This window comes from Christiangramia fulva (assembly GCF_003024155.1).
Taxonomy (GTDB): domain Bacteria; phylum Bacteroidota; class Bacteroidia; order Flavobacteriales; family Flavobacteriaceae; genus Christiangramia; species Christiangramia fulva.
The window spans coordinates 601,345-624,461 of the sequence record NZ_CP028136.1 but is presented as its reverse complement, the minus strand read 5'-3'; the positions used below and the strand labels follow the sequence as shown (position 1 = coordinate 624,461).

Annotated in this window: 17 protein-coding genes; 14 read left to right on the top strand and 3 right to left on the bottom strand. The window is 41.4% G+C overall.

The features are described from left to right. Positions 1-16 precede the first annotated feature (16 nt). From C7S20_RS02915 to C7S20_RS02875, 9 genes are all read left to right on the top strand, one after another. Positions 17-2,428: a multicopper oxidase domain-containing protein gene (locus C7S20_RS02915; protein ID WP_227009088.1), complete on the top strand. Its 2,412-nt coding sequence runs from the start codon at positions 17-19 to the stop codon at positions 2,426-2,428. A 113-nt stretch (positions 2,429-2,541) separates the two neighbouring features. Further along, the gene (locus C7S20_RS02910) at positions 2,542-3,183 is read left to right on the top strand and encodes a DUF2231 domain-containing protein (RefSeq protein WP_107011069.1); all 642 of its coding nucleotides are present in this window, start codon (positions 2,542-2,544) and stop codon (positions 3,181-3,183) included. A gap of 35 nt (positions 3,184-3,218) precedes the next feature. After that, positions 3,219-4,430, top strand: a complete 1,212-nt coding sequence (locus C7S20_RS02905; protein WP_107011068.1) for a permease — start codon at positions 3,219-3,221, stop codon at positions 4,428-4,430. Positions 4,431-4,494: 64 nt separating this feature from the next. Next, positions 4,495-5,202, top strand: coding sequence for a PepSY domain-containing protein (locus C7S20_RS02900; RefSeq protein WP_107014070.1), 708 nt, complete (start codon positions 4,495-4,497; stop codon positions 5,200-5,202). A gap of 21 nt (positions 5,203-5,223) precedes the next feature. Then, the gene (locus tag C7S20_RS02895; RefSeq protein ID WP_107011067.1) at positions 5,224-5,850 is read left to right on the top strand and encodes a DUF3347 domain-containing protein; all 627 of its coding nucleotides are present in this window, start codon (positions 5,224-5,226) and stop codon (positions 5,848-5,850) included. A gap of 42 nt (positions 5,851-5,892) precedes the next feature. Continuing rightward, positions 5,893-6,450 carry a helix-turn-helix transcriptional regulator gene (locus C7S20_RS02890; protein ID WP_107011066.1) on the top strand — a complete coding sequence of 186 codons (558 nt, stop codon included), beginning with the start codon at positions 5,893-5,895 and terminating at the stop codon, positions 6,448-6,450. Between the two features lie 13 nt (positions 6,451-6,463). After that, positions 6,464-7,468 carry a potassium channel family protein gene (locus C7S20_RS02885; protein WP_107011065.1) on the top strand — a complete coding sequence of 335 codons (1,005 nt, stop codon included), beginning with the start codon at positions 6,464-6,466 and terminating at the stop codon, positions 7,466-7,468. A gap of 141 nt (positions 7,469-7,609) precedes the next feature. Next, on the top strand, positions 7,610-9,133 hold the full coding sequence (locus tag C7S20_RS02880) for a vitamin K epoxide reductase family protein (protein ID WP_107011064.1): 1,524 nt from the start codon (positions 7,610-7,612) through the stop codon (positions 9,131-9,133). An 83-nt stretch (positions 9,134-9,216) separates the two neighbouring features. Next, the gene (locus tag C7S20_RS02875) at positions 9,217-12,201 is read left to right on the top strand and encodes a heavy metal translocating P-type ATPase (RefSeq protein ID WP_107011063.1); all 2,985 of its coding nucleotides are present in this window, start codon (positions 9,217-9,219) and stop codon (positions 12,199-12,201) included. Between the two features lie 78 nt (positions 12,202-12,279). On the opposite strand, the gene C7S20_RS02870 is transcribed toward C7S20_RS02875, so the two are convergent. Further along, positions 12,280-12,675, bottom strand: a complete 396-nt coding sequence (locus C7S20_RS02870; protein ID WP_107011062.1) for a hypothetical protein — start codon at positions 12,673-12,675, stop codon at positions 12,280-12,282. A 185-nt stretch (positions 12,676-12,860) separates the two neighbouring features. Next, complete coding sequence (locus C7S20_RS02865) at positions 12,861-15,365, bottom strand: zinc-dependent metalloprotease (protein ID WP_107011061.1); 2,505 nt, start codon at positions 15,363-15,365, stop codon at positions 12,861-12,863. Positions 15,366-15,554: 189 nt separating this feature from the next. On the opposite strand from C7S20_RS02865, the gene C7S20_RS02860 reads away from it, so the two are divergent. Then, a complete protein-coding gene (locus C7S20_RS02860; protein ID WP_107011060.1) occupies positions 15,555-15,764 on the top strand; it encodes a DUF2267 domain-containing protein in 210 nt (69 codons plus the stop codon). A gap of 165 nt (positions 15,765-15,929) precedes the next feature. On the opposite strand, the gene lysS is transcribed toward C7S20_RS02860, so the two are convergent. Beyond that, positions 15,930-17,621 (bottom strand): lysine--tRNA ligase, encoded by a 1,692-nt coding sequence (lysS, locus tag C7S20_RS02855; protein WP_107011059.1) that lies wholly within the window; start codon positions 17,619-17,621, stop codon positions 15,930-15,932. 122 nt (positions 17,622-17,743) lie between these two features. On the opposite strand from lysS, the gene C7S20_RS02850 reads away from it, so the two are divergent. From C7S20_RS02850 to C7S20_RS02835, 4 genes are all read left to right on the top strand, one after another. Beyond that, on the top strand, positions 17,744-17,902 hold the full coding sequence (locus C7S20_RS02850) for a YqaE/Pmp3 family membrane protein (RefSeq protein ID WP_107011058.1): 159 nt from the start codon (positions 17,744-17,746) through the stop codon (positions 17,900-17,902). Position 17,903: 1 nt separating this feature from the next. Further along, a complete protein-coding gene (lipB, locus tag C7S20_RS02845; RefSeq protein ID WP_107011057.1) occupies positions 17,904-18,614 on the top strand; it encodes a lipoyl(octanoyl) transferase LipB in 711 nt (236 codons plus the stop codon). A 164-nt stretch (positions 18,615-18,778) separates the two neighbouring features. Further along, positions 18,779-21,754 (top strand): SusC/RagA family TonB-linked outer membrane protein, encoded by a 2,976-nt coding sequence (locus C7S20_RS02840; protein ID WP_107011056.1) that lies wholly within the window; start codon positions 18,779-18,781, stop codon positions 21,752-21,754. Between the two features lie 12 nt (positions 21,755-21,766). Next, complete coding sequence (locus C7S20_RS02835; protein ID WP_107011055.1) at positions 21,767-23,098, top strand: RagB/SusD family nutrient uptake outer membrane protein; 1,332 nt, start codon at positions 21,767-21,769, stop codon at positions 23,096-23,098. The last annotated feature ends 19 nt before the right edge of the window (positions 23,099-23,117 follow it).

The window sequence follows — 23,117 nt, the reverse complement described above, 5'->3', positions numbered from 1 at the left end:
TGCAACCAAAAGAGAAATGAAAGAGATAATGTTTAGAAGAATACTATTACTGGTTATAATATTAAGTGGAGCAGTGGCTTTTGCACAGAGGCCCGCTTCGGTAGAAGGGAACGTGGACAATTTACCCATTCACGAATACAACCTGGTGATCGATAAAGAAACGGTGAACTTCACCGGCAAAGATGTGGAAGCGATGACCATAAATGGCCAGATTCCCGGTCCCACGCTCGAATTTACCGAAGGTGAATACGCAAAAATTCATGTGACCAATAAAATGGATGTGGAAACTTCGGTTCACTGGCACGGGCTGTTGCTTCCAAACTTTTATGATGGAGTGCCGTATTTAAGCACGCCACCCATTGAACCCGGGGAAACCTTTACCTACGAGTTTGCGCTAAAACAGGCTGGAACCTACTGGTATCATTCTCATACTGGTCTTCAGGAACAAAAAGGGGTTTATGGATCGATTCAGATCAATCCTAAGGAAAAAAGTTTTGATTATGATAAAGACCTGGTTTTAGTTTTATCAGACTGGATGGATGAAAATCCCCGACAGCAGCTGCGAAATTTGAAGCGCGGTAATGAGTGGTACCTGATCAAAAAAGGTCAGGTGCAAAGTCTTAACAAAGTTTTGAAGAAGCATGCTCTGGGGGCAAAGCTTAAAATGTCATGGCAGCGAATGCCCGATATGGCCATTTCAGATAACATGTATGATATGTTCCTTATCAACGGAAAAAACAAAAAGGATTATCCCGATTTTAAACCGGGTGAAAAAGTAAGGCTTCGTTTTGTCAACGCTTCTGCCGCTACCTATTTCTGGCTGACTTTTGGTGGGGAAGACCCGATGCTGGTGTCTGCCGATGGGCAGAATGTGGTTCCGGTGAAAAAGAACAAGACCCTTATCGCAGTAGCTGAAACTTATGATTTTATTGTGACCATTCCGGAAAGCGGGAAACTTGAAGTAAGGGCGACTGCTCAGGATGGATCGGGCCATGCTTCGGCGTATATTGGAAACGGAGAAATTCTGGAAGCTCCAAAAGTTCCGAAGCCTGATCTGATAGAAAATATGAAACGCATGATGGCCATGGATATGAAAATGGGTGCCCCGGCTTCCAAATTCAGGCCACATAAGAACGATTCCATAGAAGTGATGAAAAAATACGGTATGGACATGGGCGAAATGAAAATGAGTGGCGATAGGCAGATGGATATGAATGGCAAAGAAGACCATAAAATGGATATGGAGAAAGGGGAGATGAATATGAAAAAGGATTCGTCGCAAATGCACATGGAAAAAGGAAAAATGGCCATGAAAAAAGATTCTTCCGGAATGAAAATGCAAATGGACGGCATGAAAATGAAAATGGGGTATGTAATTCCCGATTCGCTGGTGATTGGGGATAATATGAAGACAGCCGGAAATCCTAAATTCAATTACGATTATCTGAGAGCGCCACATAAAACGACTCTGGACCCCAATAAGCCTACCCGCGAACTGCTCTTTAACCTTACCGGAAATATGAACCGGTATGTGTGGAGTATCAATGGAGTGCCACTTTCTGAAACCGATAAGATCAAGATCAACCAGGGAGAAAAGGTGAGGATCACTTTAAATAACCTTACCATGATGCACCACCCCATGCACCTACACGGGCACTTTTTCAGGGTGTTGAACAAGAACGGAGAATATTCTCCGCTGAAGCACACTGTGGATGTCGCGCCTATGCAGAAAACGGTCATAGAATTTGATGCCAATGAGTATGGAGACTGGTTCTTCCACTGCCATATCCTGTATCACCTGAACAGTGGTATGGCCAGGGTCTTCAGTTATAAAGGTGCCCGGGATGAAAGGTTAAAAGAATATCCTTTAACCAAACTGACAACAGAGACGGACCAGATGTTTACCTGGGGTGAAGCCACTGCAGCCAGTCATATGAGTGAATTTTACCTCACTTCAACCAATATCAGGAACCAGTTTACCCTAAGAGGTGAATACGGATGGAATAAAAACCTCGAAGCCGAAATTAGCTATGAACGTTATCTGAATGATTATTTTAGGGTTTTTGGAGGTGTGAATGTTGAAAATGAGATGGAAGACAGCCTGGACGATATTGAGACCACCGGTGTGGTTGGTATTCGCTATCTATTACCGTTGCTTATTAATTCTGACCTGCGAATCGATAGTAAATTACGGCCCCAAATTGGTCTTGATGCTGAGGTAATGGTATTTCCGAGAATTGCGGTTTTTGGTGAATATGAGTACCAGATGGACTTTGGTTGGGTGAACGATCTTCCTTCCGGAAGCAATTATGAAAGTGAAACAACCTGGCAGGTAGGATTGGAATATGTGCTTGGCAAGAACTTTAAACTGATGGGAAGTTACGACAACCGTTTTGGAGCGGGAGGCGGTCTTTCCGTACTATTCTAGGTCAATGCCGATGATTAAGCTTAGAAAATTGTTTAAATTGTAGAGAATATCGAAGAAATCTAATAAAAGAAGAAACTCTTCTTATTGAATACTAACTTAAAATTATTCTCATTATGAAAAAAAACCTTTTTTTTCTAAGCTTTCTTTTGTTTGGAATTTTTGTTCTGAATGCACAAAAGAATAGTGTGCAATCATCAGCTGAACCCGTAAGCATTCATAAAGTCATACAGGATGACCAACCTGCTTCAGGTTCGGCTGATACTTCAAGTAGTAATCAGGATGTACAGGCCTCTTTTGACCAGTTCCCGAATTTGCACCCGTTGGTAGTACATTTCCCTATCGTGTTGCTGCTTCTGGCGGCTTTGCTTCAGATCATTCAGCTTTTTGTAATGAACAGGAATATGGATTGGGTAATTTTTCTGGCCGTGGGTTGCGCATTCATTGGCGCTTTTGCAGCGGGAGAGCTATTCCATCCTCATGCTCATGAGCTTAGTGAAATGGCTAAAAAAGTTATGGGACAGCATGATAAATTCGCCGAGTGGACTATTTATTCCAGTGCAGCAGCAGCTGTTCTTAAGCTTATAAGCGTCTTTTTTGTCAAACAAAAACGTGGTTTTGAGATTGCCGTTGCGGTTGTTTTATTGTTTTCTGCCTATTCGGTAGCAGAGGCTGGACATTATGGAGCCCAGCTGGTATATATTGAAGGTGTTGGACCTCAAGGGTCTCACGTTGAAGGCGAAGAGCAGGGACATTAAGGATATATAAATTATAAAACTGAAGAGCGAACTTTATGGAAGAATTTTTGGATCAATGGGGCAAAGCCTCCTTTACGGCCATTGGCTTTTTCTGGAAATCTGGATGGGCCTTTGTATTAGGGTACGGCATTAGCGCTATGATTCAGGCTTTTGTTCCAAAGGTTAATCTCACCCGTTATATGGGGAAACTGAATGTGAAAAGTGTATCGGTTTCCACCGCTTTCGGGGCCATAAGTTCTTCCTGCTCTTTCGCGGCACTGGCCACAGCAAGGAGCCTCTTTCTTAAGGGAGCTCACTTTATTACCGCAGTAGCTTTTATGTTTGCCTCCACGAACCTGGTTATTGAACTGGGTATCCTTATATTCATTTTTTTAGGTCCGGAATATGTCGTGGCTGAAATCATAGGTGGACTTATTCTTATTGCTGTAAGCTCCATACTTATTAAACTTACTTATCCTAAAAAATGGATAAATCAGGCACGTGAAAAAGTAGAGCAGGAAGCTGAAGGGGAAGAGGAAGATTTTGACTGGAGAAAGCGGATCAAGTCTAAGAAAGGCTGGTACATGGTGAGTAATAAGTTCGTTATGGAGTGGGGTATGGCCTGGGAAGATATTCTTATAGGTTTTACCATAGCCGGCTTCGTAGCAGTTTTTGTGCCTAATAGTTTCTGGGAAACCATTTTCCTCCAGGACCTTATACAGAATGCTCAAAGCCCGAGCTTTTTGATCCGTCTTGAAAATGCCGCTGTGGCCCCTTTTGTGGCGGCAATGACATTTATAGGCTCTATGGGAAATATACCACTGGCTACGGTGCTGGCTGGTTCGGGCGTGGCTTTTGCCGGAGTGATGGGCTTTATTTATTCAGATTTAATGGTGCCACCACTGGTAGACATGAACCGAAAATATTACGGTATCAAAGTAGCCTTGTACATCGCGGTAATTATGTATGTGAGCATTGTTTTTACCGCCCTGTTACTGAATTATGGTTTTGAACTGGTTGGTTTTATTCCTGAATCGACCAGGAAAATGGCGGCAGGTGATGCCTTTAAGATCGATTATACCTTCTGGTTTAATTTGTTTTTTATTGTTCTAAGTATCATACTGGTATATTTCTATATAAAAAAGAGAAAAAAAGAAGGTGACTGGAATGGGATTCTGTCAAAAAATTTTAGTTTTAAAAGAATTGTGGTATATATATTCAGTCTTATGGTTTTTTCTGGATTGATTATACATTTTATAAAAAATTAGAGGCTTATCGGTGTAAATTTTGAATACAATTTTATTTTTGCGCCGATAAATTGAAAATCTGATGATTGTAAAAAGAAAAACCGCCATGAATCTTCGAAAAATCCACCGCTATCTGGGGATTTTTATCGGGATTCAGTTTGTATTATGGACCGTGGGCGGACTTTATTTCAGCTGGACCGATATCGATGAGATTCACGGTGACCAGTTCAAAAAAATTCCGGCACAACAGGCGGGTTTTAATAACCTGAAGGGAATTTCAGCTTTATTGCCAGATTATAAAGTTAATTCGGTAAGCCTGAAAGAGATATCAGGTGAACCCTACTACTTTGTAAACCATGAATTACTGATCAATGCCGAAACGGGTGAGAAATTAGACGAGATTTCTGAGGCGGACGCGTTGAATATCGCCGGCAGACACATGAAAGATGAACTTCAGGTGAAATCGGTTGAAAAGATCAGCGAAGTGGGCGATCATCATGAATATAGGGGAGGTTCATTACCTGCTTATGTGATCAGTTATGAGCAGCCGGGAAACCTCAAGGCCTATGTAAGTGCCGGTGAAGGTGATTTTCAGGCGGTACGCTATCGTGACTGGCGCTGGTTCGATTTTCTGTGGATGATGCATACCATGGATTATCAGGGCCGTGATGATATTAATAATCTGGTACTAAGATCATTTTCGGTGCTAGGCTTGTTTACGGTACTTAGTGGTTTTGTGCTATGGTTTATTTCATCGCCAACCATGATCAAAGCTTTTAAAAAGAGAAAATAAAGTATAACTTAAATAGTAATTATGAGACGTACATTTAGAAATGCAGCAATGTTTGGTTTGATCTTAGGAATGCTGGGAACGGTATCCTGCAGACAAACCAATGATGAAGATAAAGATGCTTCTGAACCGATGCAGAATGAAATGCATGAAGGAGATATGCATGAAGAGATGAATAACAGCAATATGGATGAAGATGCCCATGTGGAAGATCAGATGTTGAACATGTCTGATGAAGATACTGTTGGAGCAGAATTTAATAATGACCAGGCTTCACAGGCGTATAAAGACTATATCGGGATTATGGAAGCTATGGTAAATAGCGATCCGGAAGCGGCAAAAGAATCGGCGAACGACCTTCAGGACGTTTATGCAGAAGATTCTGAAAATGCGAAAATCAGCCAGCTTGCTTCCAGGCTTGCTTCTACCGATGATATCAATAAGCAACGTGAAATATTTTCAGAAATTAGCGCAGCCATGGAGCCGGTGCTAAAGAACAACATCAAATCAGGAAAGATTTTCAAACAATATTGTCCAATGGCTTTTGAAGGTAAAGGAGATTACTGGTACAGTAACAGGAAAGCGATTCGCAACCCGTTCTTCGGGGAAAAAATGATGAATTGTGGCCGGACTGAAGAAACTATTCAATAATAAACATTTCAGGGCCGTTTTTTGCGGCCCTTTTTTATAGGTATGAAAGTTCAGATTAAAAATATGGTTTGTCAGCGCTGTATCCTCTCGGTAGAAGCGATATTGAGAGGTATGGGAGTTCCTTATAAAGAAGTGAGGCTAGGGGAAGTCATATTGGAACGTGAACTTTCTCAAGATGAAAATGAGGTCCTGGAAAGGGAGCTTTCGGCCATAGGTTTTGAGATGATCGAAGAAAAACAGGACAGGCTGATCAATCGCATCAAATCGATTATTATCGAAGAAGTTTATGCTGATACCCCCTCCAATTTAAAACTTTCAGAGCTGCTTTCCGAAAAGATACATTACGACTACAGCCATATCACTCATCTATTTTCTGAAGCGGAAGGAAAAAGTATTCTGAGCTTTTACAATCTTATTCGTATAGAAAGGGCCAAGGAACTTTTGGAATATGATGAATTTTCAATTGCCGAAATAGCAGATATTCTTGGATTTTCAACTCCCGCATATCTTTCTACTTCCTTCAAAAAACTTACTGGTCATACACCCTCAGAATACAAATCTTTAAAAGCAAAAGGGCGAAACACGCTCGACTCCATTTAAAAACTAAAAACTTATGAATATTGTCTGGTGCATACTGGGATGCCTTCTTTTCTTTAGTATAATAATGGACATTATTCAAACCACACTTTCCATGCAGGGAGGTGGTTGGCTTACTGGCCGAATCTCTCATTATTTCTGGAAAGCTGCGCTAAAGATATCAGGCAATAACGGTAGATCCAGGATTCTGGACCATGTTGGATATTTCCTGCTGGTCATCATCCTTACAACATGGGTGATGGTACTCTGGCTCAGTCTTTTTCTTTTGCTGAATTTTTCGGCTGAAACCGTGTTGAATTCCACCACCAAAATGCCAGCCGATATTTGGGAGAAGATTTATTACGCGGGTTATACAATTTCAACCCTTGGGGTGGGTGATTATATTGCCGGTACAAATCTGTGGCGCATTGTCACTAACATTTATTCGTTCACAGGTATTATATTTCTCACCATGTCGGTCACCTATTTTATCCCGATGATCTCAGCAGTTATCGAACAGCGAAAATTGGGGATTAAACTAAGCTCGCTTGGTGACAGCCCACAGCAAATTATTTTAAATCACTGGAACGGAAAGGATTTTAGCCAGTTTACTTCACAGGTGATGGACATTGCCGATTCGCTAATTCAGTACAGCCAGCATCACAGGGCCTATCCTATTATTCATTATTTTCACAACAGTAAAGAGAAGAATACCATTATTCTTCAGTTAGCGAAACTTTTTGAAACGCTAATTCTGATGAAATATGCCTTAAAGGAAGACGTGAAACCTTCTCTCAGAGATCTTAAACCTCTCGAAATTGCCTTTGAAAATTATACTGAAGTGATTTTTGAAGTCACCTATCTTACCCGGAAAGAAGATCAGGTGGAATTTCCTCAAACCTTAGATTTGAAAGAACAGAATATGATGTTTTCAGAAGGGGATTTTTCTGAACTTACAAAGGAGGATGCAGAAATACGTCGCGTTTTTAAAATGCTGGTTCACCAGGATGGCTGGAAATGGAATGATATTGAAAACCAATAATCTTCAAATTCAAGATTGTTGCCTCTCGTACCCGGCTACAGATTTATAATAATCTTAATAAACTTTCTTATTAACATCTTTAAATTTATTTAGGTAAGTTGAAGATTTTCAGCTTGCAAACACAACCAACCTAAATAGATTATGGGAGATCATAGTGAGAAATCCGCCGAAACGCCCGGGATGGGAAGTAGAGGTGTAACCCGCCCAATGGCCGAAAAAGAAATTAAAGACCACAACAAGGGTCATGGCGAAGGAGGTATGGATAAGGAACAGCGTATGCAGATGCTCAAAATGCATCATAAGCAAACGCTTTGGGTTTACTGGCTTATCATTCTACTTGGTTTCTGGCTCGTCATTGCTCCCCTGACCTTCGATTACGGAAATAGTATCGCTCAACCTTCCGGCGGAAGAAGCCTTTGGTTAAGCGATGCCATGCGGGTAAATATCATGTACTGGAATGATATTATCTGCGGATTTTTACTGATGATCTTTGGCTGGCGTTCACTTACTCCCAACCGCCCAATAAGCATGTGGGTCGCCTGTTTTGTGGGGATTTGGCTGAATTTTGCCCCAGTAATATTCTGGGCACCTAATGCCTTCATTTACAATAATGATACACTCGTAGGAGTGCTGATCATTGCGCTGACGATCCTCATTCCCGGCATGCCAAATATGATCACCTATATGAAAATGGGTTCTTCCGTGCCGCCGGGATGGTCTTACAATCCGTCAAGCTGGCCTCAACGCTGGATCATGATCGTGCTTGGTTTCCTGGGCTGGGTAGTTTCAAGATACCTGGGATCTTTCCAGCTTGGATATAACGGTTTTGCCTGGGATCCGTTTTTTGGAGAAAGCACCATCAAAGTACTGAATTCAAAAATGTCGCATTCCCTGCCTGTTTCTGACGGCGCTTTCGGAGCTTTGGCTTACACTTTCGAGTTCCTGATGGGATGGATGGGAAGTCCTACGCGCTGGCGAACCATGCCCTGGATGGTCACCTTCTTCGGAATTCTGGTGATCCCGCTAGGACTGGTACATATCTTTTTGGTGATCTCGCAGCCAATCGTTGTGGGTGAATGGTGCACCTTTTGTTTACTGGCAGCAGGAATTATGTTGCCTATGATCCCATTGGAATTTGACGAGGTGATCGCCATGGGACAGCATATGGTGCAGGCCAGGAGAAGAGGTGATAATATGTGGCACGTGTTCTGGAAAGGCGGTAAGGCTTTTGAAGAAAATGAAGATACCCGCAGCGCCGATTTAATGGATCTTCCCAACAAGCCCATGGCTGTTTTTAAGTCGTCGGTTTGGGGAGTGAGTGTACCATGGACGCTTCTGATCTCCACAATTTTAGGAATAACCGCGATGTTTATGCCTGCTGCTTTCGGCATCAGTATTGAAAGCATGCCGGCCCATATCTTTCATCTTACTGGTGCTTTGATCACCGTAGTTTCGGTGATAAGCATGGGCGAAATTGTGCGTTTGGGCAGGTACATCAATATTCTTCTGGGCCTCGGTTTAGCGGTCGCTCCCTGGTTTACTTCCGCTTCTGAAATCACGCTGAACATCATCGGGGTTGGAATTGGCCTGGTAGTTATTTTGCTTGCATTTCCACGAGGGGTTATCAAAGAAAAATATGGCCTCTGGGATAAATATGTAAAATAAAAATTGAAAGCTTTTTCAAAGATCCTGTAATTCTTTCGGAATGTCTTCCTGTAACTTTGTTAAGTCAATAAAAGGCATTAAAAATGAAACATACTTATAAAATCACCGGGATGACCTGTAATGGCTGTCGCTCGCATGTGGAAGAAACCCTGAATAAAGTCAAAGGAGTTGAAAAGGCGCATGTTGATCTCAAAAAAGCTGAGGCTGTAATTGAAATGAAGAAACACATCAAAATTTCAGAATTCCAGGATGCCCTTGCCCAGGACGGTGGTAATTATCAAATTCATTTACCTGAAAAAAGTCCGAAAGGAGATAAAATGACCCACACCTACCGGGTGGAAGGAATGACCTGCAATGGCTGTCGGTCTCACGTTGAAAAAGCATTGAGTGGAGTTAAAGGTGTTATCCAAGCTTCTGTAAATCTTGAAAAAGGGGAAGCTGAGATTATAATGGATCATCATATTGAGTTGGAAACCTTCGAAAAAGCGCTTCAGGAAAGTGGTGGTAATTATCATATTATGATGCCGGAAGATCATTCTAAAGAAGAAAAACCCATGACCCATACCTACGAAATTGTGGGGATGACCTGCCTGGGTTGCCAGTCTAATATTGAAAAAGAATTAAACGCCGTTGATGGTGTGATCGAGGCAAGAGTGAATCTTGAAAAGGCCAAAGCTGTAATCAGCATGAAGCGGCATATTAATATTGAGGAGTTTCAGAAAGTGCTGGAAGATATGGATGGCCATTACCAGATCCATCTTCCGGGAAAAGCACACAAACACCATTCTTCAGAAAACAAGAAAAAGAAAGCAAAAGGTCAGGGAACCGGGGTGTGGTATTGCCCTATGCATTGCGAGGGTGATAAAACTTATGATCAGCCAGGCGATTGTCCCGTCTGCGGAATGGATCTTGTGGAAGAAGTGAGTGCTGCACCAAAAGCGACTCAGTACACCTGCCCCATGCATCCCGAAGTTGTTAAGGATGAACCGGGAAGCTGCCCTATTTGTGGAATGGATCTGGTACCCAAAGAACCTGAAGTCTCCTCGGAAAATAAATCCTATAAGAAACTACTGAAAAAGTTCTGGATTGCGGTGGCTTTTACGCTTCCGATCTTCCTGATCGCGATGTCTGATATGCTTCCCAATAATCCAATTTATGAGGTTGCGAGTCTGCAAACCTGGAACTGGATACAATTTGTTTTATCATTGCCCGTCGTTTTTTACGCTACCTGGATGTTCTTTGAACGAGCCTGGCGCTCGGTGAAAACATGGAACCTGAACATGTTTACCCTTATCGGTATCGGTTCGGGAGTGGCCTGGGTTTTTAGTGTTTTCGGACTCCTTTTTCCTGATTTTTTCCCCGCTCAGTTCAAGACCGAAGCAGGAACCGTACATGTTTATTTTGAAGCGGCAACGGTGATTTTAACCCTGGTTTTACTGGGACAGGTGCTGGAGGCGCGTGCCCATTCCAGAACCAGTTCAGCAATTAAGGAGTTGCTAAAATTAGCTCCGAATACTGCCGTAAGGGTGAAGGATGGAAAAGAAGAAACTATTTCTATTGATAAAATAGAGGAGGGGGATATTTTAAGGGTAAAACCCGGTGAAAAGATCCCGGTAGACGGAACTATCAAAACAGGTAAATCGAGCATAGATGAATCTATGATCACGGGAGAACCCATTCCCGTCGATAAAGCCGAAGGAGATAAGGTGAGTTCTGGAACCATCAACGGAAATCAGAGTTTTACCATGACCGCAGAAAAGGTGGGAAATGAAACCCTGCTTTCACAGATCATCAAAATGGTAAATGAGGCCAGTCGTTCCCGGGCTCCCATTCAGAAACTTGCCGACCGGATTTCGGCTTATTTTGTACCTGTCGTGGTCCTCATTTCGGTTATCACCTTTTTTGTCTGGGCGATTTATGGCCCTGAACCCGCCTATGTATATGCGCTGGTGAATGCCATTGCGGTTTTGATTATCGCCTGTCCCTGCGCTCTTGGACTCGCCACTCCAATGTCGGTTATGGTAGGAGTAGGTAAGGGAGCAAAGAATGGTGTTTTGATCAAGAATGCCCGCGCATTGGAACAGATGAATAAAATAGATACGCTCATTATCGATAAAACCGGAACCATCACTGAAGGCAAACCTTCCGTAGAAAAAGTAGTTGCGGTTGGCGATTTTTCAGAAGAAGAACTAACGGCTTTTTTAGCCTCTGTAAATGCGCAAAGTGAGCATCCGCTGGCGGTAGCCACCGTTAATTATGCAAAAGACAAAAATATTAGTTATGAAGAGGCTTCCAATTTTAACTCGATAACCGGAAAAGGCGTGGAAGCCAGTCTTGATGGAAAGAAATTAGCCCTGGGGAATGAGGGTCTTATGGAGAAAGAAAAGGTCGTAATTTCCGAAGACCTGAAAAATAGGGTGATAGAAGAACAGAAAAAAGGAAAAACAGTTTCTTATCTGGCGGTCGACGGGAAAATTGTCGGTTTTTTAACCATTACCGATGCGATCAAAAAAACGAGTCGGGAAGCACTAAAAGAACTTCAGGAAGACGGAGTAAAAGTGATCATGCTTACCGGTGATAATGAGAGGACCGCGGCGGCAGTGGCCAAAGAATTAAATCTATCCGATTTCAAAGCAGGAATGGTGCCCGAAGATAAGATGGAAGAGGTTAAAAAACTTCAAAAGGAAGGAAGAAAGGTAGCGGTCGCCGGTGATGGGATCAATGATGCTCCCGCGCTGGCACAGGCCGATATTGGGATCGCCATGGGAACCGGAACCGATGTAGCCATAGAAAGCGCAGAAATCACGCTTGTAAAAGGCGATTTAAAAGGAGTTCTAAAAGCCAGAAAACTCAGTGAAAAGGTGATGAAAAACATTAAGGAGAACCTTTTCTTTGCGCTGGTATATAACACTATTGGTGTACCCGTAGCTGCGGGGGTGCTTTATCCATTTTTCGGAATCCTGCTTTCACCGATGATCGCGGCACTGGCCATGAGCTTCAGCTCGGTTTCGGTAATAAGTAACGCGCTGAGGTTACGCGGAGCGAAACTGACGAAAAGTGTAAAATGATTTTAAAATTCTGTAGAAAAAACAAAGAGGACTTTAAAAAAAGTCCTCTTGCCAACTACAAACAAACAATCTATCAATTTACCAGTCTTTTCCTTTTTCAGCAGATCTTCTTCCCATCCTTCGTTTTTCCTGTAATGCCTGGAATTTTTGATATTGCTCGGCGGTAAGAATTTGTTTTAATTCTTCCTGAAATTCTTTGTTTTCCTCCATACGGTCTTCACGCATTTCAGAGCGATCCTCTTTCATTTTATCGCGCATTTCCTCTCTCTTCTCCTTGCGCTGCTCTATGCGTTTTAAATACAGCTTTTCAAGATTTGCCTTTTGCTCTTCCTTCAGGTCAAGTTGCAGTGAAATGCGTTGAGCCATTAAAGCGGCCATTTCCTGAGATGATCTTTCCTCCCTCATTTGTTCCCGGTTCTGGGCAAAAAGTCCGATTCCCGAAAATATCATCAACACAATCAACAACTTCTTCATAATTTCTGATTTGTTCCTTTGACTTATTAAAATTAAGAAGGTTTAAACAGATTGCAATTAATTTTGAATAAATTAACGCTTGTTGTATTGAAATTCAGAGGAATAAGCTCCAGGGTAGAAATGATATTAAACAAAAAAAGCTGTCTCAAATTAATGCGACAGCTTCTTCTTTGAATTTAATGCGATTAAGCTTTAGGGTTCAGGATAAGATCAATTCTTTTAAGAATATCCTGAAGATGATATCTTGTAAGAGTATCTCCAGAACTATAAAGAGAGTTTCTTATTTGTCTTTGCAATGAGGTAAGTTCACCGCGAACAACCGGACGAATATCACTTTGCGCAACATTTACATCGGTTTGAGCAACTCCCCATTCCCGATATCTCGGAGGAAGTTCCTTCTGGTCCTCAGTCATCAAATATTCCATACGATCTATATAAGCTCTCTGGAGATTTCTGCGGTAACGGTCTATTTTTTTGCCGCTGTAAACTTCACTCCAAATGCCTTTTCTAAGATCATTCATCATATCCAGGAGGGAATAAGCCTCTTTTCCGTTGATCTCTTCGTTTTCCATAAGACGCTGCATTCTTCCGAAATCCATGATGTTATTCAGCGCACGTTGTTGCATGCTTCTGATCCTTTCGATATTTCCGTCATATTCAACTTTATTGAAAATATCCTGGTTGATAAGCCATTCAGGAGTATCGAATAATTGCTTCTGAAGAAATGCCATGGCACGCTCCTGTTTCTTCTTCGGAACATGAGTGTACACGGCGCCTTCCTGGTCGTAGGTTTTATAATTTTCATAAATTCCGCCGATGTTCGCAGCAACATGGCCCATGTATCGGTTGAACTGAGAAAGAACCTGGCCATAAAGATCATCAAGATCTTCATAATCTTTCCCTTCTTCTGAAGTCCAGTTGATAAGATTAGGAACAATACGCTTCAGGTTTTTAATACCGTATTCACTTGCAAGCATGGCGTCATCACCAAGATCTTCTGTTTGAGAGCTCGGGTCAATAACACCACCAGTTTGTTGTTTTCCGAAGCGGTAAACAGGATCACCAGCATGTTCTAAGATCCATTTGTCAAGAATTGGCTTTTCTTCCTTAGGAGTTTTTCCGGGAATTGGTCGGTAGCCCCAACGAATGGCATATTTATCATATGGGCCGATATTCGGCATTAAAGCCACGTCTCCATCTTCGGGCTGGGCGATGTAATTGAAACGCGCATAATCCATGATAGAAGGTGCGGTTCCATATTTTTTAGTGAATTCAGGATCGCGCAGGTCTTCAACGGCATAAGCCGGGCTGCTTCCCATATTATGCGGAAGTCCCAGGGTATGTCCAACCTCGTGAGAAGAAACAAACCTGATTAAACGTCCCATCACTTCATCCTTAAATTTGACATTTTTCGCATCGTCATTGATAGCCGCAGTTTGCACAAAGAACCAGTTTCTAAGAAGCGTCATCACGTTATGATACCAGTTGATATCAGATTCTAGGATCTCCCCAGAACGCGGGTCGCTCACATGGGGACCGTTGGCATTTGGAATAGGGGAAGCCAGGTAACGAACTACTGAATAACGCACATCTTCAGGGCTCCAGTCCGGATCTTCCTCGGGAGTAGGAGCGTCTTTAGCGATAATCGCATTTTTGAAACCTGCAGCTTCAAAGGCTTTCTGCCAGTCTTCAATTCCCTGCTTGATATAAGGCCTCCATTTTTCCGGAGTGGCTCTGTCTATATAATATACGATTTGTTTTTTTGGCTCTACCAGTTCGCCATTTTTGAATTTCTCCATGTCTTCGGGCTTCACCTCAAGTCTCCAACGATCAAGATAGCGAAGGGTTTCACTTTTTTGAGCATCAAGTCCGTAATCGGTTTGTCCGGTAGTGAACCAGCCAACACGCTGATCGTAGTAGCGGCGGTCCATAGGAACCTTTGGAAGCAGGATCATGGAATTGCTGAATTCCAAAGAAATTGAACCAGTACTGGCGTTTGATGGTGGATCACCAGCATTGTAAGTCTTTACGTGGCGTATTTCTATATTTCGCGGGTAACTTCTAATCGTATCGATGTATGAACGGCTTTCATCCAATCTTGAAATCTTATATCTTTTACGGCTATCATCCTGTAATCCAAGAGCCTGAACGTCTTTGGTGTAAAGATCGGTCACATCGATCACCGTATTTGAATGAATGGAATCTTTTCTTACCGTTTTAACATCGAAAGATTGAATGATAGGTTCAAAATTGGAGTTTACAACTGCCTCATGAATTGGCAGTGAATCGGCTGCATAGATATTATAAGACACGACCCGAAGAAGTACCTTATCGCCTTTTTTCTGCCATCGGTTGACCTGAGTATTCTCTTTACCGCCCCCAAAGCCAATTCCCGATGCGGTTTTGGCGATACGGGTTACGGTGAGCATTTCCCGATTAAACAGGCTGTCGGGAATTTCATAATAGTACTTGTTATCTACTTTGTGTACCGTAAAAAGGCCTTCATCGCTTTTTGCGTCTTTAGTGATGACCTTACTGTAAGGTTTTAGACCATCTTTGTCTTTTTTGGAATCATCACCTGCTGAAGCTGTAGCCGTGGTCTTTTTAGAATCGGGATTAAAAACGGCGCAGCCCGAAACCGATAGGGAAAGGGCCAGCAGCAGAAGCCGAAGGCTCTGTTTTCTGATCATAAATAGTTTTTTTAATTAATATGAATTGTTTTGAGGCGGTACTTATCGAAATGAAAAAGACTACCAAATCTTTGGACGAAAGAAACCGCAAAAGGTTTAAAATTAAGTTAAAAATGCAGAATTTAATAAAGCTTAAACTGTGTTTTTCCGCTTTTCTTCAGAATATGAAGGAAATAAAAAAGTTAAAAGATGGATGAAGTAGTAAAATTAGTTTCAAAAAAAGCAGGAATAACTGAAGATCAGGCAAGAATTGCCGTTCAGGTAGTCGCAAATGTTTTAAAAGACCGGATGCCTGAAGGATTGGCAAGCCAGGTGGATGTTTATCTGAAAGGAAACGGAGGCAAAAATGATTTAGGTGATATTGGTGGAAAACTGGGAGGAATGTTCGGAAAGAAATAAAAAAAAGAGGCTGTCTAAAAAGATCTTTTTTCGTCAAGCTTAAACCTGCCTGCCTGCGGTAGGCAGGTTTAAGCTTCTAATTGATTTTAATTTTTAAACCCTGAAATGAAAATTAGGATGACGTTTTATAGACTTTTCAGACTGCCCTTTTTAATATAGATTGGTTTAAGAAATTTTGATATGCATAGAATCTCCTTCCTTAAAAACCTCAATGATTTTATTATTTCTAAGTGATTTCAAGGCCTTATCCCATTTTTTGTTACTCAAACCAGATTTTTCTTTTATTTCATCGAGGTCATAGATCTCTCCGTTCTTTATCTGATTGAAAACCGCTTTTTCTTCTTCGGTAAGTTCAACGGCTTTTTTCTCGGGTTTCATTTGGGGGAAGAAAAGTACTTCCTGAATAGATTGTTTATTGGTTAGGAACATGATCAAACGGTCCATTCCGATCCCTAATCCGGAAGTGGGAGGCATTCCGTATTCCAGGGCACGAAGAAAATCATTATCTATAAACATCGCCTCGTCATCTCCTTTTTCTGAAAGCTTCAGCTGTTCCTCGAAACGTTCTCTCTGATCGATCGGGTCGTTAAGTTCTGAATACGCGTTGGCTATCTCTTTTCCGCAGACCATCAACTCAAAGCGCTCGGTCAATTCCGGATTTTCTCGATGTTCCTTGCAAAGCGGACTCATTTCTTTTGGATAATCGGTGATGAAGGTAGGTTGAATAAAATTACCTTCACATTTTTCACCGAAGATCTCATCAATCAGCTTACCTTTCCCCATGGTTTCATCGACTTCGATCCCCATTTCCTGAGCGGCTTTATAAAGTTCTTTTTCCGATTTTCCCGTTATATCAAAACCAGTAAATTTTTTGATGGCATCGGTCATGGTAAGCCTTTTATAAGGGGTTTTGAAATCTATGCTATGCTCTCCAAACTGAGATTTTGTAGTTCCGTTTACAGCAATCGCGCAATGTTCCAGAAGATTTTCGGTGAACTCCATCATCCAGTTGTAATCTTTATAGGCCACGTAGATTTCCATGGCAGTGAACTCCGGATTATGGGTGCGGTCCATTCCTTCATTTCTAAAATTCTTAGAAAATTCATAAACGCCATCGAAACCGCCAACAATTAGCCTTTTTAAATAAAGCTCATTGGCGATTCGCAAATATAGAGGAATATCCAGGGCGTTGTGATGTGTTATGAATGGCCTCGCCGCTGCACCCCCGGGAATAGATTGCAGAATAGGCGTTTCTACTTCAAAATACCCTTTTTCATTAAAGAATTCCCGCATCGCATTGAAAAGCTTTGTGCGTTTAACGAAAATCTCTTTCACTTTAGGGTTTACCGCAAGATCGGCATACCGCTGGCGGTAACGCTGTTCGGGATCGTTAAATCCATCATGTACATTTCCTTCTTTATCGGTTTTGGGAAGCGGAAGGGGTCGCAAAGATTTGCTAAGAAGATGAAAATCTTTCACCATTACGGTCATTTCACCCACCTGGGTTTTGAAAAGTTCGCCTTCAATTCCGATGAAATCCCCAATATCCAGCAGTTTTTTATAAACGTCGTTATATTTCCATTTATCGTCACCGGGACAAATTTCATCACGATTGAAGTAAACCTGGATCCTTCCGGTAGAATCCTGTAATTCAGCAAAAGAAGCCTTACCCTGGATTCGGCGCGACATCAGCCTTCCAGCGATAACCACCTTTTTATCTTCTTCAAAATTATTCTTTATATCTTTCGTGGTATGATCAACCGGAAAAAGTGCCGCGGGGTAGGGATCGATCCCTGCTTTGCGAATCGCCGATAACTTTTCACGTCTAATCTGTTCCTGTTCTGATAATTGCTGCATAAATCAAATTTTAGGGCATTCAGTAAAAATGCGGGTGCAAATATAAACACTATCGGCCTGTAAAACAACGGCTGTCAAAGCCCGATTTTTAATTTTATCTTTGCATATAAATAGTACAAAAAATGAGCATCTGGAGGGTAATTTTATCCGTTTTATTTCCACCCCTGGCTGTATTTGACAAAGGTTGCGGGTCGGTTTTGATCGTTCTTATTCTAACTTTGCTGGGATGGGTGCCGGGAGTAATTGCCGCATTAATCATTTTAAACAACCCTAAATCCTGATATGAACAAGAAGGTAGAAGTGAGATATCTTGGAAAAAAAGATTATAAAGAAACCTGGGATTATCAGGAAGAATTATTTAAAAAAACACTTGATCTGAAAATTAAAAATCGCCGGGAAAATTCTGCTATTCCTACTGAAAACTATTTTCTCTTTGTGGAGCATCCGCATGTGTATACCCTGGGAAAAAGTGGTGATATTGAAAATTTGCTGATCTCAGAAAAGGAACTGGAAGAGAAAAATGCCAGTTTTTATAAAATAAACAGGGGTGGTGATATTACCTATCACGGTCCCGGGCAGATCGTAGGTTACCCTATCCTAGATCTGGATAACTTCTTTACGGATATTCACAAGTACCTCCGCCTTCTGGAAGAAACAATTATCCAAACCCTTGCCGAATATGGATTTAAAGCTGAACGTAGTGAAGGTGAAACCGGCGTGTGGCTGGATGTGGGAACACCTTTTGCACGAAAGATCTGTGCGATGGGAGTTCGGGCAAGCAGATGGGTGACCATGCATGGTTTTGCTCTAAATGTGAATACCGATCTCGGGTATTTCGATAATATCATTCCCTGTGGAATAAAGGGAAAGGCGGTGACCTCATTGAACGTTGAATTGGGAAAGGAAGAAATTGATCTGAAAGAGGTTGAAGAAAAAATTCTGAAACATTTTAAAATCCTCTTTAAGGCGGAGATTGAAATAAGTAAAAAGTAGTTATTCGTAATTTTTCCTCAACAATTGCTAAATAAATTACGGAAAATGTTGGTTTATAGCATTTTAGTAAAATTTTGTTTGTTAAAATCAATCTTTCATATCAAAATACCCTCCTGATTTCATAGAATTTTTAGATTTTTGTGAAAAATTTAAAAATTCGAAATATGAAGAAACAATTACAATTGCTCTTTGTTCTCTTATTGTTACTTGGTACCCAGGCAGGTTTTGCCCAAACTAAAGTGGTAACCGGAACAGTAAACGATACCGATGGTTTACCTCTTCCCGGGGTAAATGTTATTGTGCAGAACACCAACAGGGGAACACAAACCGATTTCGACGGGAATTACAGTATTGAAGTTTCTGAAGGTGAAGTGCTTGTATTTAGCTATGTTGGATATAGTAAAGAAACGGTTCCAGTAGGTGCTGATGATACCATCAATATAATTTTACAGGAAGATGCTTCACAGCTGGAAGAGGTTGTGGTTGTAGGATATGGAACGCAGAGTAAAAGAAATCTTACCGATAATGTTGCGAAACTGACTTCGGAAGATATCGATGAAGTGCCGGTTCCCAGTATCCAGAGCACCATTGCCGGGAAGGCAGCCGGTGTGCAAATCTCTCCCACCAACGGTAAAGTTGAAGGTGGTGTAAATATTAGAATACGAGGTATTGCCAGTATTGGAGCGGGCTCTGAGCCATTATATGTTCTTGATGGAGTGCCATTGATCAATAATAATGAATCAAACAATGGAGCGCCAACAAACCCTTTGCTGACTCTAAGTTCAAATGAGATTGCCTCTATTGATATCCTTAAAGATGCTTCGGCCGCTGCGGTTTACGGTTCCAGAGGTGCGAATGGTGTTGTTATTATCACCACCAAGAAAGGAGCCAACAAAAAAGCTTCTTTCTCCATGAATTATTCTTATGGAATGAGTGAACCAACTCATACCAGGGACTGGTTGAATGCCGAACAATATATCGAGCTTTTTACAGAAGCGGCTACAAATAGCGGCTATCTTGATTATGCTGAAGGAAGATTTGACCGCTTATCGGCTGGTACCGATTGGAGAAACGGGGAAATTGATACCGATTGGCAGGATCTGGCATTCCAGGACGGACATGTTCAGGATGCAAATCTTTCTGTTTCTGGGGGAAATGAAAAAACCACTTATTTTTTCTCCGGAGCCTACAACGATACCAAAGGTATTGTGCGCGGGAATAATCTTGAAAGAATTAATGGACGGGTGAATGTAAACCATAATTTCAGCGACAGGTTCAAAATAGGAATGAATATGGCTTTTTCCAGAACCGATATAGACAGGATTGCTGATGATAACGCCTTTACTACTCCTTTGCAGGCAATAGCTCAGGCACCAATTTCTCCGGCCTATTTGGAGAATGGGGAGCCAAACCCCAATACCTTATATGCAAATTTCCTTTTAGAAGATAAATATGCATATTATAAAACCATAATCAGGAGAGTTACTGGTCGTGCTTTTGCCGAATATCAATTTACAGATTTTTTAAGATTTAACACCGATTTCGGATATGATCTTTATTATCAAACAGAAGATAATTTTAGAGGAAAAAAGACTCCTTTTCAGTCTACCAACGGATCAGCTTATGCTTCAAGCGTGGGAACCGAATCTTATGTAAGTAGTAATTATTTTACTTTTTCAAGAGTCTTGAATGATATTCATGACGTTGAAGTTGTTGCAGGTATGGAATATAACCAGTCTAATAGGCGCTTTCAGGATGTTACAGGAGTTCAATTCCCATCTGATGATTTCCAAACAGTAAGCAGTGCTGCCGAGATAACCGGAGGTTCAGGTGCTGAATCTTCAAATCGTTTTCTTTCTTATTTTGCCAGGTTGCAATATTCCCTAATGGATAAATACCTGTTTAAAGCCAGTGTGCGACGTGATGGATCATCAAGATTTGGAAAGGATGTGCGTTATGGAACATTCCCTGCAATTTCTGCTGGATGGATTTTAAGTGAAGAAGATTTCTTAAATGATTCTGATGTACTTTCTTTCCTGAAACTCCGTGCAAGTTATGGTGAAACAGGTAATGCCAATATTGGTAATTATGCTTCTCTCGGACTTTTTGGAGCTATTTCTTATAACCAAAAACCTGGTATAGCTCCCGTTCAGGCACCTAATCCGGAATTAACCTGGGAAAGCGTAAAACAAACCGATATTGGTCTTGAATATGGTTTCCTGGATAGCAGGATTTCAGGAGAACTGGATTATTATATTAAAAGGTCTGATGGCCTGATCTTTAATGAACCTCTTCCTGGAACTTCAGGATATACCAGTGTTACCCGTAATATTGGACTTCTTGAAAACAAGGGATTTGAATTTGTCCTGAATACACGAAATATTCAAACAGATAAACTTACCTGGAACACCAATTTCAATATTTCTAAAAACCATAATGAAATTAAAGAACTACCTGATGGAGAAGATGTAGTTTCAGGGGAGAACATCCTTAGAGAAGGAGAACCTTTATCTGCATTTTATTTAATTGAGTATGCCGGCGTGGATCCTGATAATGGAGATGCACTTTATTACGTTGATGGAAAAGGTAGTGCTACCACAAATGATCCTAATGAAGCTAGTAGGGTAATTGCTGGTAAACCATACGCCGACTGGATTGCTGGTTTGACCAACACTGTCTATTATTCAGGATTGGATTTTACTTTCACTTTTGTAGGAGAGTGGGGAGCCAGTATCTATAATGGAGGTGGAGTATATCAATCTGCCAATGCAGACTGGTTTGATAATCAAACTGTTGACCAGTTAAGAAGATGGCAGGAGCCAGGAGATATTACTGATATTCCGCAAGCAAGATTAGCCGGTGGAAATGGTACTGCTACGTCGACAAGGTATTTGCAGAATTCAGATTTTATTCGCCTAAGGAACCTTACGCTTGGTTATTCCTTACCTGAAGATTTCACCGATCAAATGGGAATCGAAAAATTCCGTGTTTATTTTACCGGAATAAACCTTCTGACTTTTACTAATTATGATGGTTATGATCCTGAATCAACCAGTGATGCCGGATTCGGGCCTGGAGTGACCTTCTATTCTGCTCCAGCTGTAAAAACAATGTCTTTAGGCGTTAATATTAACTTCTAAAAAAGAAATTTTATGAAAAAAATATATAGTTTATTGTGTTTTCTGGCCATCCTTCTCCTGTTAGGGGCATGTTCAGATAGATTAGATGTAGAGCCCCGGCAGCAGATACCTACAGATGTGGCTATCTCAACAGGAGAAAATGTTGAGAATATCCTTACCGGGGTATATGATGAAAGCTCTCAGGAAGAGTCATATGGCGGGTATATGCAAATCATGGCCGACCTGTATGGTTTTACCGATCAGGCAACCTGGTACGGTACTTACCAGGAACCAAAAGAGATTTATAATAAAAGTATTTTTACAGATAATTCATTCGTAAGAGATTTGTGGTTGAATGGTTATGCAGCTATTAACCAGGCAAATCTTGTGCTGGAAAATGCAGATCTCGTAGATGAAGATAGCAGGGACCGCGTTAAGGGAGAAGCCTATTTTCTGCGTGCTTTGAATTATTTCGATCTCAACCGGTTTTTCTCTTCGCCTGATCATACTTTGGGTGTGCCGTTAACTTTGGATGGGATAATTGATATTGATCAGAACCTCGAAATAGCAAGAGCACCTGCAGATCAGGTATATCAGCAGGTAATTTCAGATCTTCAGAAGGCAATTGAACTACTTCCTGAAAGCAATGGAGCTCGCGCCGATAAATATTCGGCTGAAGCCTTACTTGCCAGGGTGCAGCTGCATATTGGACATTATGAAGCAGCCAGGGATGCAGCCGATGATGTAATCGAATATAGCGGGCGCTCGTTAACAAATACTTTTGCCGACGCCTTTAACAATGACACCAATTCAAGTGAAGATTTATTTGCGTTCCAGGTGAACTCCCAGGATGGCGATAATGTACTTGTGGTTCATTACGCGAGTACTGAATTTGGCGGTCGTGGAGGTGATATTGCCGTAAATGACGCTTACTTGAATATGTTTGGAGATTCAGACGACAGAGGGCAGTTCTTCTATATCGGCGATTATGGTGATGTACTGACTTCAAAATATACCAATGAATATGCTAACATTTCTTTGATCAGGCTTGCAGAAATGTATCTGATCAGAGCTGAAGCAAATCAAAGACTGGATACTGAAGAAGGAGCGACTCCTCTTGAGGACATCAACACGCTTCGTGCCCGTGCGAATGCCGATCTTCTAACTGAAGTAACTCTTGACGATATACTTAAAGAAAGACAACTTGAAATGATGTTTGAAGGTTTCCTTATCTGGGATTATACCAGAACAGGGCGTCCTGTGGGTGAAATTCCTGCAGATTCTCCCCGATTGTCATTTCCTATTCCATTGAGGGAAATGGATGCCAATTCGCTGCTGGTTCAAAATCCAGGCTATGGAAGTTAATCTTTCCTGATGAATTTAT